The organism is Klebsiella sp. 2680 (assembly GCF_900198535.1).
Lineage (GTDB): Bacteria > Pseudomonadota > Gammaproteobacteria > Enterobacterales > Enterobacteriaceae > Klebsiella > Klebsiella indica.
In genome coordinates this window covers 604,163-616,444 of record NZ_FZNJ01000002.1, presented here as the reverse complement: position 1 = coordinate 616,444, position 12,282 = coordinate 604,163, and the positions used below count along the sequence as shown (strand labels likewise).

The following is a 12,282-nucleotide window of genomic DNA, read 5'->3' as shown; positions in this document are numbered from 1 at the left end:
TTTAGCGGGGCGCAGAACCTGCCCCGCGATGCAATTCAGGCCTTCTGTGAAAGGTGGCTATCGATTTTGTTCATAATGGCTTCGGCGCGCTTCACGGCATCGCTGATGTTGACGCGCACAATGGTTTTTCCGGCAAAACGTTCTTCGAACTTGATACCGATATCTTTGGTCAGAATAACCATATCGGCGCTGGCGACGTCATCCGCCGTCAGTTCGTTCTCAATGCCGATAGAGCCCTGGGTCTCGACTTTCACCTGCCAGCCTTTGGCTTTGGCGGCGCTTTCCAGTGACTCGGCGGCCATATAGGTGTGGGCGACGCCAGACGGGCATGCGGTAACGGCGATAATTTTGGTCATATGATATTCCTTCCCGTGTTTCAGTTAATTTCAAAATCAAGATCCATGTCGTCATCGGCTTTCGCATCCGGCGTGTTCTTTTTCGCCAGCGCTTTGAGCAGAATGACGCAGGCTGCGCTGACGATTGCACCTACCACGATACCGGCAATAAAGCCGCCTTTACCCTGTACCACTGGCAGGACAATCAGCCCGCCCCAGCCGGCGTAGCATTGTGCGCCAAGCAGCGCTGCGGTGACGCAACCCGCGGCGGCGCCAACCATAATGGAGGGGATCACGCGCAACGGGTCGGCGGCGGCGAAAGGGATTGCGCCTTCAGTGACACCAACGCAGCCCATGACCAGCGCGGCTTTACCCGTTTCCCGCTCTTCCGCGGAGAAGTATTTCCGACCAATCAATGTTGCCAGCCCCATGCCCAGCGGCGGTACGGCGATGCCGACGGCAGCGATGGCCACCACGGTGTAAACCCCCTGTGAGACACAAATCAGCATAAAGGCATAAGCGACCTTATTGACCGGACCGCCCATATCGAAGGCCAGCATCAGGCCCATAATGATGGCTAACACGACGATGCTGCCCTCGCGCATGCCCTGCAGCCAACTGGTTAAGCTGGCGGTCAGCGCGCCAATCGGCTCGCCGAGGCCCCACATCATGATCGCGGCGGTAATAAAGGTGCCAGCGATCGGGATAACAAAGATCGGCATCACCGAGCGCAGTATCTTGTGCACCGGGATCTTCTTCAGGTAGTAAACCACCAGACCGCCAATCATCCCGGCAATCAGCGCGCCGAAGAAACCGGCGCCGAAGCTGTTGCCGACCCAGGCGCCGATGGCGCAGGGCGCCAGCGCCGCGCGGTCGGCAATGGAGTAACCGATGTAGGCCGCCAGAAACGGCACCATCAGCGTCAGGCCCGCTACGCCAATATCAAACAGTTTTTTCAGATTAGGATCGGTGGCGACATCGGGTACTGCTCCCTTGCCGTACAACATGACGGAGACCGCCAGCAGGATCCCCCCGGACACGACAAAAGGGATCATATGCGAGACCCCGGTCATCAGGTGCTGGCGTGTATTTTTTAGTATTTGCACCAGTTCGTTCATTGTTTTTCTCCTGGGCGCGGCGTGGCCCGTGGCTGGGTTGATGTTTCAACATTAGAAAAAGGGCGGCGCATAAAATAGTAGAGAAAAAGCGCATTTACTGGATATTTGTAAGGCGAGAAGAAAATTGCGATCCACCTCAAATCTTAGCTATGCCGGGTTATTGGGGCGTTGAATCGCGCTATTTGTGATGACGCGCATAAAAAAGAGCTAAGCATACAATTGTCCAGTAATTACCAGTTTTGTCGCGTAGTGGCGGGCGGATAATTTTTTTACCTTTTGGAGAAATAATGCATTGCTCAGGAGGAAGGCGATGGCCCTGGTAATTGAATTCATCTGTGATTTGCCCAATGGCGTACATGCGCGTCCGGCGAGCCTGGTTGAAACACTGTGTAATCGTTTTTCGTCTTCGGTCGAATGGGTCAATATTCGTAGTGCAGGGCGGGGGAACGCAAAAAGCGCGCTGGCGATTATCGGCACCAATACAATTAAAGGTGATTGCTGCCAGTTGATCATCAGCGGCGAGGACGAGCCGCAGGCGTTTGAGGCACTGTCGGCATTTATCGCCGATGAGTTTCCGCATTGCGATGCGCCGTTACCAGCGGTGGAACAAATGGATATTCAGCCGGTGCCTGAATCACTCTCACGTCTTCACCCTACGCTGTTTCATGCTGTACCGGTCTGCGCCGGGAGCGCGGGCGGCAGGCTCATCCATCTGAAATCATTGGATCTGCGTGATTCAGGCCCGCTGCCGGCGGCGGGCTCGATTGAGCAGGAGCAGGCGTTGCTGGATGAGGGACTGACGCTGCTGGTCAAAAATATTGAGTTTCGTCTGCTGGATAACGACGGCACCGCCAGCGCGATCCTCGACGCGCATCGCTCGCTGGCGACCGACGCCTCGCTGCGCCAGCATCTGCTCGACGGTCTGCTGTCCGGCCTGAGTTGCGCCGAAGCGGTGGTTCGCTCCGGCGAACATTTCTGCGCTCAGTTCAGCGCTTCCGGCAATCGCTATTTACAGGAGCGCGTACTGGATGTCCGCGATGTCTGTTTCCAGTTGCTGCAGCATATCTATGGCGAATCACGCTTTCCGGCGCCGGGAAAACTGACGGAAGCATCTGTCTGTCTGGCCGATGAATTAACCCCCAGCCAGTTTCTCGAACTGGATAAAACGCGTCTTAAAGGCCTGCTGCTGCGTAGCGGCGGTACGACATCGCATACGGTGATCCTCGCACGCTCGTTCAATATCCCGACCCTGGTCGGCGTGGAGATGGACGCGCTGCTGCCGTGGGTCGATCAGCCGGTGCAGATTGACGGCAATGCCGGTCTGGTCGTCGTGAAGCCGGATGACGCGGTGGCGCGATATTATCAGCAGGAAGCCTGGGTACAGGCGCAAATCCATCGCCAGCAGCAGGTCTGGCTGGATAAAGAGGGGCGGACGGAAGATGGCGTTCGCCTGGAAGTTGCGGCGAATATTGCCCATTCGGTGGAAGCGACGGCAGCATTTAGCCAGGGGGCGCAGTCGGTGGGGCTGTACCGCACCGAAATGCTCTATATGGATCGTCCGAACGCGCCATCGGAAGACGAGCTTTACAATCTATTTTGTCAGGCGCTGGAGCCGGCCAACGGGCGCAGCATTATCATTCGCACCATGGATATCGGCGGTGACAAGCCGGTGGCATATCTCAATATTCCGGCGGAAAACAATCCGTTTCTTGGTTACCGCGCGGTGCGTATTTATGAGGAGTACCAGGCGCTGTTCCGCACCCAGCTACGGGCGATTTTGCGCGCGTCGGCGCACGGTGCGCTGAAAATCATGATCCCGATGATTTCAGCAATGGAAGAGATTCTGTGGGTAAAAGAGCAACTGGCGGATGCCAAACAGTCGCTGCGCAGCGAGCATATTCCGTTTGATGAGAAAATCCCGCTCGGCATTATGCTCGAAGTGCCGTCGGTGATGTTTATTATCGACCAGTGCTGCGAAGAGATTGATTTCTTTAGCATCGGCAGCAATGACCTGACTCAGTATCTGCTGGCGGTGGATCGCGATAACGCTAAGGTGACGCGCCACTATAACAGCCTCAATCCGGCATTTTTGCGGGCGCTGGATTATGCGGTTCAGGCGGCGCATCGTCAGGGGAAGTGGATCGGTTTGTGCGGCGAACTGGGGGCGAAAGGGTCGGTGTTGCCGCTGCTGGTGGGGCTGGGGCTGGATGAATTGAGCATGAGCGCGCCATCGATTCCGGCGACAAAAGCGCGTCTGGCGCAGCTTGATAGCCGCGCCTGTCGTCAGTTGCTTAACCAGGCGATGCAGTGCCGTACTTCGCTGGAGGTGGAGCATCTGCTGGCCCAGTTCCGCATGGCGCAGCAGGATGCGCCGCTGATTACCGTCCGCTGCATTACGTTGAACAGCGACTGGCGCAGTAAAGAGGAAGTGATGAAAGGCATGACCGATAACCTGCTGCTGGCCGGCCGCTGCCGCTACCCGCGCAAGCTGGAGGCCGATCTGTGGGCCCGCGAAGCGGTATTTTCCACCGGCCTGGGGTTCAGTTTTGCCATTCCGCACAGCAAATCGGAACATATTGAGCAGTCGACCATCAGCGTCGCCCGTCTGGCGCAGCCGGTGGCCTGGGGCGATGATGAAGCGCAGTTTGTGATTATGCTGACCCTGAACAAGCATTCGGCGGGGGATCAGCATATGCGCATCTTCTCGCGGCTGGCACGGCGCATTATGCATGAAGCGTTCCGTCAATCGCTGGTGGCGGCAGACAGCAGCGAGGCCATTGCCGCGCTGCTGCAGCGGGAGCTGGAGCTTTAGCCCGCGGCCTCTTCCCGGCGCCGCCGCCTCTGGCGGGCCGACAGTTTGGCTTTGCCGCCGGTGCCCGTTACCGCCGGGCAATCGCCTGACAAATCGCCTCGCCCACCTGTTGGGTGGAGGCGCTGCCTTTCATATCCGGCGTTTTCGGCCCGCTGGCAATGGTCTGCTCAATCGCCGCCAGAATGCCGTCATGGGCGGCCTGGAAGCGTTCATCCCCGTTACCGAGGAAACCCAGCATCATCGCGCCGGCCCAAATGGTGGCGATAGGGTTGGCGATATTTTTGCCGTAGATATCCGGCGCAGAACCGTGGACGGCTTCAAACAGCGAGGGGAAGGTACGATCCGGATTAAGATTTGCCGACGGCGCGATACCAATGGTGCCGGTACAGGCCGGGCCGAGGTCGGAGAGGATATCGCCGAACAGGTTGGAGCCGACCACCACGTCAAAACGCTCCGGCTGTAGCACAAAGCGGGCGCACAGAATATCAATATGCTGCTTATCCCATTTCACGTCCGGGTAATGCTGCGCCATCGCTTCAACCCGTTCGTCCCAGTAGGGCATGCTAATGGCGAGGCCGTTGGATTTGGTTGCTGACGTGAGTGTCTTGCGCGGGCGGCTTTGCGCCAGTTCAAAGGCGTAACGCAGGATCCGATCGACGCCGCGCCGGGTAAATACCGACTCCTGAAGCACCACTTCATGTTCGGTTCCCGGATTCACTCGCCCCCCCAGAGCGGAGTATTCTCCTTCGGTATTTTCGCGCACCACATAGAAATCAATATCGCCGGGCTGTTTACCCGCCAGCGGGCAGGGGACGCCGGGGAACAGGCGCACCGGACGCAGGTTGACGTACTGGTCGAATTCACGGCGAAACTTCAGCAGCGACCCCCACAAGGAGATGTGATCCGGCACGATAGCCGGCCAGCCGACCGCGCCGAAATAGATAGCATCAAAATCTTTCAACTGCGCGTGCCAGTCGTCAGGCATCATTTGACCGTGTTGCGCGTAGTAATCGCAACTGGCCCATTCGAAATGTTCGAAGCTTAACGCCAGCCCCCAGCGTTCGGCGGCGGCTTGTAGCACGCGCACGCCCTCAGGCAGCACTTCTTTACCGATGCCATCGCCGGGGATGGCGGCAATACGTAAGGTTTTATTCATCTTTTTTCTCAGTTCAGGGTAAGAGAGGTTGACTTCATGTCTATCCTATAATGGACTCATTCATAATTAATCCCGTCAAACGGTAAAACATAAAACACGAATTATGAATAATCTGCTGCTAAACGATTTACGCGTCTTTATGCTGGTCGCCCGCCGCGCCGGTTTTGCCGCCGCTGCCGAAGAGTTGGGTGTTTCCCCGGCTTTTGTCAGTAAGCGTGTATCGTTACTTGAGCAAACGCTCAATGTCCGGTTACTGCACCGCACGACCCGGCGGGTCGCGATTACCGCAGAAGGCGAACGTATCTATGAGTGGGGGCAGCGTATTTTGCAGGATGTCGACCAGATGATGGATGAGCTTTCCGATGTGCGTCAGGTGCCGCAGGGGACGCTGCGCATTATCAGCAGCTTTGGCTTTGGCCGCCGGATCGTCGCCCCGGCGCTCTCTGAGCTGGCCCGCCTCTATCCGCAACTGGAGATCCGTTTTGATGTTGCCGACCGGCTGGTGGATTTAGCCAATGAAGGGGTCGATCTGGATATCCGCGTCGGTGACGACATCGCCCCCAATCTGATTGCCCGCCAGCTCGCCGCCAATCGCCGTATTCTCTGCGCCTCAGCGGAATTTGTCGCCCGTCATCCGGTACCAAAACAGCTTAGCGACCTTGCCGCGCTGCCCTGCCTGGTTATTAAGGAACGCGATCGGCCCTTTGGCGTCTGGCAACTGCGCGATAAAGAGGGCGAGCATGCGATTAAGGTTACCGGCCCGCTGTCGTCAAATCACGGTGAGATCGTCCATCAATGGTGTCTGGACGGCCAGGGAATCGCGCTGCGTTCATGGTGGGATGTCCGGGAAAATATTGCCAGCGGCCATCTGGTGCATTTACTGCCGGAGTTCTATCAGCCCGCCAATATCTGGGCGGTGTATGTGTCGCGGCTGGCAACCTCGGCAAAAATTCGGACCACCGTGGAGTTCTTGCGTCACTATTTTCAGCAACACTTTCCACAACTGGAGAGTGAAGTCAAAACACCGCGCCAGCAATAACAATGCCGTTCACTTAAGCAAATCATCGGTGTTGTCTTTTGTTTTATTTGCCTGTGGTAATCGCATTATCGGTGGTTCTGGCTAAAATGGCATTTTCGTTTTCGCCCATTCAGATTCCGTGGTCTGTTCCGTTCACGATAAATACGCGGATATTCGTTATATCCACAGCGTGTGAACGGGCAGGGGGACGTTTCGCCCGTCCCCCTGCACCCCCGGCACGGCGCTGAAAACCTGCCGCTGCGCGGTCCGCTCCACTCCGGCTTCATCTGGCGGACCGGGCGGGACTCGACGTCCCTGTCTCGACCCGCCCTCTGGCCGCCGTCCTGGCGGCCAGTCCTGGATGCGCGCCTGCGTTCCCGCCAGGTTTCCTTGATGCGCCCAACCCCCCCGGCGGTGAGCCCGCAGTAAACCTGCAACTGCCTGACCGCTGAAAGTGATAAAAAACTGTTTCTTTAAGCAGCGACGAATACGCTGCTGAAACCACAAAACCCACAGCGATGCCCTGGTGCCCGCTGAAACCGGCGAACCGGAGACCCGAAGACAAGGGCTGGACGCCAGGGATGGCGGCCAGAGGCGAATCGAGGCATGACGCCGAGTTGAGCCGACCGCAGGCTGAGGGCCGGGAGGTGAGCGCAGTGCGCAGCACCGGTTTCTTTGCGGGACCGCGGGGATTGTAAAGGGGGGGACGGTTTTCTCCCCCTTTACCCGTTCACGGGCGACGGTAGTTCATTTTCTGCGGGATTACGGTGAACGGAACCCGTGGCGCAGGGCCTGTATTTATGGTTTTCCAGGTCAGGTAAGGCGTCAGCCGCCACCTGACAGGAATGCGGGCATGGTAGCGAAACCCGGCCTGTTATCCTCCGGTGGCGCTGCTCTGGGGCCTCATATTCTGGTTCAGTGGGTTGTTCCGTTCACCGTCAGTACGAGGATATTCGTTATCTCCGCAGCGTGTGAACGGGCAGGGGGACGTTTCGCCCGGCCCCCTGCACCCCCGGCATTGCGCTGAAAACCTGCCGCTGCGCGGTCCGCTCCACTCCGGCTTCATCTGGCGGACCGGGCGGGACTCGACGCTACTCGTCCCATCCCTGGGACTCGCCCTTCCAGGGCCAGCGCAAGCGCTGTTCAAAATTGCTCCCGGCAATTTTGTCCCTGTCTCGACCCGCCCTCTGGCCGCGTCCTGGCGGCCAGTCCTGGATGCGCGCCTGCGTTCCCGCCAGGTTTCCTTGATGCGCCCAACCCCCATGCGGTGAGTCCGTTATTCGTCAGGGGCTTTTCAGAGGCTGAAAGTCATAAAAAAAGTTATATCCTTTATATTTCAGCCCGTATCAGCTCAGTTAGTGAATCAACCGAATCAGATTTTCGTTTAAACCACCGATTAACGGAACCGCTCAGCCATAAACACAACTGACAGCCCTTAACTGACCTGCATTGCGGCAGCAATAGTGGTTTTTCACTTTGTTTCGCGAACGGTAACTGTTTGCCAGAGGAACGGTTTACCAGGAATAACAGGGGGCAGAGAGTAAGAATAGTGGGGATGTTTTATTTCTTTTTCTTATGAGTTGGCAGTTGTCCGGAACGCCGATCCTTGACGTAGGACAGCAGGCTGTAAATGGCCACACCCAGCAAAACCACCGCGACGATAAAGAGCAGGATACCTGACATACATTAACCTAATAGTCTGTTTAACATGAAGAAAAAATACAGTGATGCAGGGATGATAACATCGGGAAATATCTGAAAGAGAACCCGACTTGTTAGACAAAAGTGGCAGACCAGTGAAATATTGAAATTATTTTTTACATCAATAATCATAAAGTGTAAAGCCGGATTGCTCATTAATTGAACAGTGATGAGCGCGGTGATGAATGTCGCACCGTGAATCCGGTCAGGCACGGCGCACCATCTGTTATGCCACGGGGCAGATTCAGCACCTCTGAACATAGTGGCAGGAATAGCCTAAAAAACCCCGGTTATGTTACTGATATTAGTCATTACGGTGGGGGAGGAGGACGCGGTCTTTCTTTCCTCACTTTGCGAGCTATTGCCAGGAAAAATGTCATAAATTTGTCACAATTAAGGCGATGATAATCACTGACTGAGGATTAAGGGATGAGAAAAAGTCTACTCGCCACCGCAGTGGCAGGCGTCGTTTTACTGTCGGCAGGTGCTCAGGCGCAGGAACAGGCCGCACCGGAAGGGTACCAGCTTCAGCAGGTGCTGATCATGAGCCGCCATAACCTGCGCGCGCCGCTGGCGAACAATGGCAGCGTGCTGGAGCAATCCACGCCGAAGCCGTGGCCGCAGTGGGATGTTCCCGGCGGGCAACTGACCACCAAGGGTGGGGTGCTTGAAGTTTATATGGGGCACTATATGCGTGAATGGCTGGCGCAGCAGGGGCTGGTGACCAGCGGTGAGTGTCCGCCGGAGAACGCGGTCTATGCTTACGCCAATAGCCTGCAACGAACCGTCGCCACGGCGCAGTTCTTCATTACCGGCGCCTTTCCCGGCTGCGGCGTGACGGTGCATCATCAGGAGAAAATGGGCACCATGGACCCAACTTTTAACCCGGTGATCACCGACGATTCCGCCGCATTCAAAGAAAAAGCCGTGCACGCGATGGAGAAAGAGCGGCAGGGGATGCAGCTTGATGAAAGCTATAAATTACTGGAGACGATGACGGATTACCGTCATTCCCCTTCCTGCAAAGAGAAGCAGCAGTGCTCGCTAAGCGACGGGAAAGATACCTTCAGCGCCCAATACCAGAAGGAGCCGGGCGTATCCGGTCCGCTGAAGGTAGGCAATTCGCTGGTTGACGCTTTTACACTGCAATATTACGAAGGTTTCCCCAAAGATCAGGTGGCCTGGGGGGAAATCAAAAGCGATCAGCAGTGGCGGGTGCTCTCTAAGCTGAAAAATGGCTACCAGGATAGTCTGTTTACCTCTCCGCAAGTGGCGCGCAACGTCGCTAAACCGTTGGTGAAATATATTGATAACGCGCTGGTGGGCGATGCGGAAAGAGCGGCGAAAGTCACGCTGCTGGTGGGGCATGATTCCAATATCGCCTCGCTGCTGACGGCGCTGGATTTTAAAGCTTATCAGTTGCCTGAACAGTACGAACGTACGCCAATCGGCGGCAAGCTGGTGTTCCAGCGCTGGCACGATAAGCGCGGCAATCGTGATTTAATGAAGATTGAGTATGTTTATCAAAGCACTGAGCAACTGCGCAATGCCGAGGCGCTGACCCTGCAATCCCCGCCGCAGCGGGTGACGCTGGCGCTGAACGGTTGTCCGGTGGATGGTAACGGCTTCTGCCCGATGGAAACCTTTAAGAAGGCGATGGCCGAGGCGATAAAATAACCAGTGTTATAAAAAACCGGAGTCATCCGGTTTTTTATAACATCAACAAAATATGGCCGCGCCGTAATGGCGGTGCGGCCATGCACACATGATACCCCGGTAAGCCGTCGCGCTACCGGGGAGACAACCAGGTAAATCATGCCGAACGCGTCAGACGTTTTTACGCTCGATGGTCTGTTCGCCCCAGAACAGAGACGCTTTGTCGGTTTTGGCGAACGCGAGAGGCAAAACGTCATCGCTGCCTTCTTCCCAGATTTGCTCCGCTATTTTTTCATCGTAATTGGCTAATTCAAAAATCGCCTCGGCAATTTCGGGAGAGGTATTGCGTAAACGTGCCCATTCGCCCACGTGGTGGGATTTTGCTTCTTGATTCGGCATGCTTTCCTCCTGCTGAAGATTAACCGTGAAGTTTAACCGCCAGGCTTGCGACATGTTGACCTTGATAGCGAGCAATCGCCAGCTCTTCCTCGCTCGGTTGACGTGAACCGTCTCCCCCGGCGATAGTGGTGGCGCCGTAAGGCGTCCCGCCGCGAACCTGTGATATATCGAACAGTTCCTGAGCGCCGTAACCAATTGGCACAATGATCATCCCGTGATGGGCAAGGGTGGTCCAGGTGGAGGTGATCGTCTGCTCCTGGCCGCCGCCGGTGCCCGTTGAACTGAATACGCTGGCCAGTTTGCCGTACAGCGCACCGGACGCCCACAGGCCGCCAGTTTGATCGAGAAACGTGCGCATTTGTCCGGACATATTGCCGAAACGGGTTGGGGTGCCGAAGATGATGGCATCATATTCTGCCAGTTCCTGCGGTGTGGCAACGGCAGCGTTTTGTGTTTTTCCTCCTGCTTTGGCAAACGCCTCCGCCTGCATGGTTTCCGGTACGCGCTTCACGACCACGTCAACGCCATCGACTTTGTTTGCCCCTTCGGCGACAGCATGCGCCATGGTCTCGATGTGTCCGTACATTGAATAATAAAGCACCAGAATTTTAGCCATTTGCATCACTCCTCGGTTACGTTATGGACCAGTTAATTTACTGGCTACTTTTAAAGATAAGATCTCTGGTGAGGAGTGCAAATGCATCAATCATTTATTTGATTTATAACAAAATTGGAATTATTGATTTTGTCGCAAAATGATACATTTTCTGCTTTGCTCTTTTCGTAACCATAAGAAGCGGTTAGCGGATAACCCGGTGGACAATAAAGATTGTGTTGGCAAAGTTATTTCAGAATGTGACTCTGTTCCGTCAGCATGACGCGCATTCGCTAACCTTAAAGGCACGTGATACGAAAAGGGCGGTGCTCTGTATTACGGAGACGAAAGTCTTGAGATTCACCTCATGCAATATGATGTCCATACCCGTCATATGCCAGGTTGTCTGGTATTGGCTGCGTTGATGCCGTTCATCTCCGGGCCTTGCGCTCAGGGGATACCGCATCAGCGAGTGACGCGGCCATTTCGGGGCTAACGCGTCCCCGGCGTTTTTATCCTGCAACCTGAATGCGTCAGGGTAGATAACCTAAGTGGAGGTCAGTAATGGCAAACCATCGTGGCGGTGCCGGCAACTTTGCCGAAGACCGTGAAAGAGCATCAGAAGCAGGTCGTAAAGGTGGTCAGCATAGCGGGGGGAATTTCAAAAATGATCCCCAGCGCGCATCAGAAGCTGGCAAAAAAGGAGGGAAAAATAGTCACGGTAGCCGCAATAGCTAGTGCGTTGACCGGATTGTTTGCTGATGGGGGAGATCCCGAACACGAACTCATCACCCTTGCCGCCGACGTTTCGTCGGCGGCGTCCATTTCGTCGATCGTCTGGCCCCGGTACATGCTGTGCTGTCGGGGAAGGATGATAGTCACAGGGGAATAGCCCAGGTGCGATGGTAACGGCGGCACCGCGTGTGTCACTGTCTGCGAGAAAATCGAAACACCATATGCAGCCTTACGCTGTTAGCCTGGCGTTAAGGTTAACAGGCTGGCCGCATCAGCGTATGGTAGCCTCGGTCGAACCACATTAATCCGCGCGGCTCAGGGTGGCGAACAATTGCCGCCACCTCGCAAAACAGAATGTCGTGAGTGCCGACGCTGACAACCTGGCTAATACAGCAATCGAAGCTGACCAGCGCGTCTTGCAGACGCGGGCAGCCGGTCACGCCGGTTTGCCAGTCGGCGGCGGCGAAGCGCTCCGTCATCGGTGTTTTGCCGCCAAATATATTCGATAATCCCTCCTGTCCGGCGGCCAGCGTATTGATGCACAGTGTCTTGTGCTGGCTGAATACCGGCCAGACTGAGGCCGAGCGGTTCAGGCACACCAGCAGCGTGGGTGGCGTATCGGTCACGCTACAGACGGCGCTGGCGGTAAATCCCGCGCGTCCGGCGGGACCATCCGTGGTGATAATATTGACCGCCGCCCCGACATGCGCCATGGCATCGCGAAAGCTTTGTTTATCGGCAAGGGACATTCCGGCTC

The 12,282-nt window shown here is 56.0% G+C and carries 11 protein-coding genes; 4 read left to right on the top strand and 7 right to left on the bottom strand.

The window, feature by feature from the left end:
• Positions 1-35: 35 nt before the first annotated feature.
• A complete protein-coding gene (locus FN037_RS10295; protein ID WP_138363075.1) occupies positions 36-356 on the bottom strand; it encodes a PTS fructose-like transporter subunit IIB in 321 nt (106 codons plus the stop codon).
• Between the two features lie 20 nt (positions 357-376).
• Positions 377-1,453: a PTS fructose transporter subunit EIIC gene (locus tag FN037_RS10290; RefSeq protein WP_138363076.1), complete on the bottom strand. Its 1,077-nt coding sequence runs from the start codon at positions 1,451-1,453 to the stop codon at positions 377-379.
• A gap of 310 nt (positions 1,454-1,763) precedes the next feature.
• On the opposite strand from FN037_RS10290, the gene ptsP reads away from it, so the two are divergent.
• Complete coding sequence (gene ptsP, locus FN037_RS10285; RefSeq protein ID WP_138363077.1) at positions 1,764-4,265, top strand: phosphoenolpyruvate--protein phosphotransferase; 2,502 nt, start codon at positions 1,764-1,766, stop codon at positions 4,263-4,265.
• Positions 4,266-4,332: 67 nt separating this feature from the next.
• Here the strand turns inward: ptsP and FN037_RS10280 are convergent, their stop codons facing one another.
• Entirely contained in the window at positions 4,333-5,421 is a 1,089-nt protein-coding gene (locus FN037_RS10280) for a tartrate dehydrogenase (protein WP_142502147.1), read from the bottom strand.
• A 103-nt stretch (positions 5,422-5,524) separates the two neighbouring features.
• On the opposite strand from FN037_RS10280, the gene FN037_RS10275 reads away from it, so the two are divergent.
• Positions 5,525-6,460, top strand: coding sequence for a LysR substrate-binding domain-containing protein (locus tag FN037_RS10275; RefSeq protein WP_138363079.1), 936 nt, complete (start codon positions 5,525-5,527; stop codon positions 6,458-6,460).
• 1,539 nt (positions 6,461-7,999) lie between these two features.
• Here FN037_RS10275 and FN037_RS10265 read toward each other — a convergent pair.
• Positions 8,000-8,122 (bottom strand): small membrane protein, encoded by a 123-nt coding sequence (locus tag FN037_RS10265; RefSeq protein WP_142502145.1) that lies wholly within the window; start codon positions 8,120-8,122, stop codon positions 8,000-8,002.
• Between the two features lie 447 nt (positions 8,123-8,569).
• On the opposite strand from FN037_RS10265, the gene agp reads away from it, so the two are divergent.
• Positions 8,570-9,817 (top strand): bifunctional glucose-1-phosphatase/inositol phosphatase, encoded by a 1,248-nt coding sequence (gene agp / locus FN037_RS10260; RefSeq protein WP_142502144.1) that lies wholly within the window; start codon positions 8,570-8,572, stop codon positions 9,815-9,817.
• 150 nt (positions 9,818-9,967) lie between these two features.
• Here the strand turns inward: agp and FN037_RS10255 are convergent, their stop codons facing one another.
• Positions 9,968-10,195: a YccJ family protein gene (locus FN037_RS10255; RefSeq protein ID WP_138362584.1), complete on the bottom strand. Its 228-nt coding sequence runs from the start codon at positions 10,193-10,195 to the stop codon at positions 9,968-9,970.
• A gap of 19 nt (positions 10,196-10,214) precedes the next feature.
• Positions 10,215-10,811 (bottom strand): NAD(P)H:quinone oxidoreductase, encoded by a 597-nt coding sequence (wrbA, locus tag FN037_RS10250; RefSeq protein ID WP_138362583.1) that lies wholly within the window; start codon positions 10,809-10,811, stop codon positions 10,215-10,217.
• 543 nt (positions 10,812-11,354) lie between these two features.
• On the opposite strand from wrbA, the gene FN037_RS10245 reads away from it, so the two are divergent.
• The gene (locus FN037_RS10245; protein WP_138362582.1) at positions 11,355-11,528 is read left to right on the top strand and encodes a general stress protein; all 174 of its coding nucleotides are present in this window, start codon (positions 11,355-11,357) and stop codon (positions 11,526-11,528) included.
• Between the two features lie 251 nt (positions 11,529-11,779).
• Here FN037_RS10245 and rutF read toward each other — a convergent pair whose 3' ends face one another.
• The gene (rutF, locus tag FN037_RS10240; protein ID WP_138362581.1) at positions 11,780-12,274 is read right to left on the bottom strand and encodes an NADH-dependent FMN reductase RutF; all 495 of its coding nucleotides are present in this window, start codon (positions 12,272-12,274) and stop codon (positions 11,780-11,782) included.
• Between the last annotated feature and the right edge of the window lie 8 nt (positions 12,275-12,282).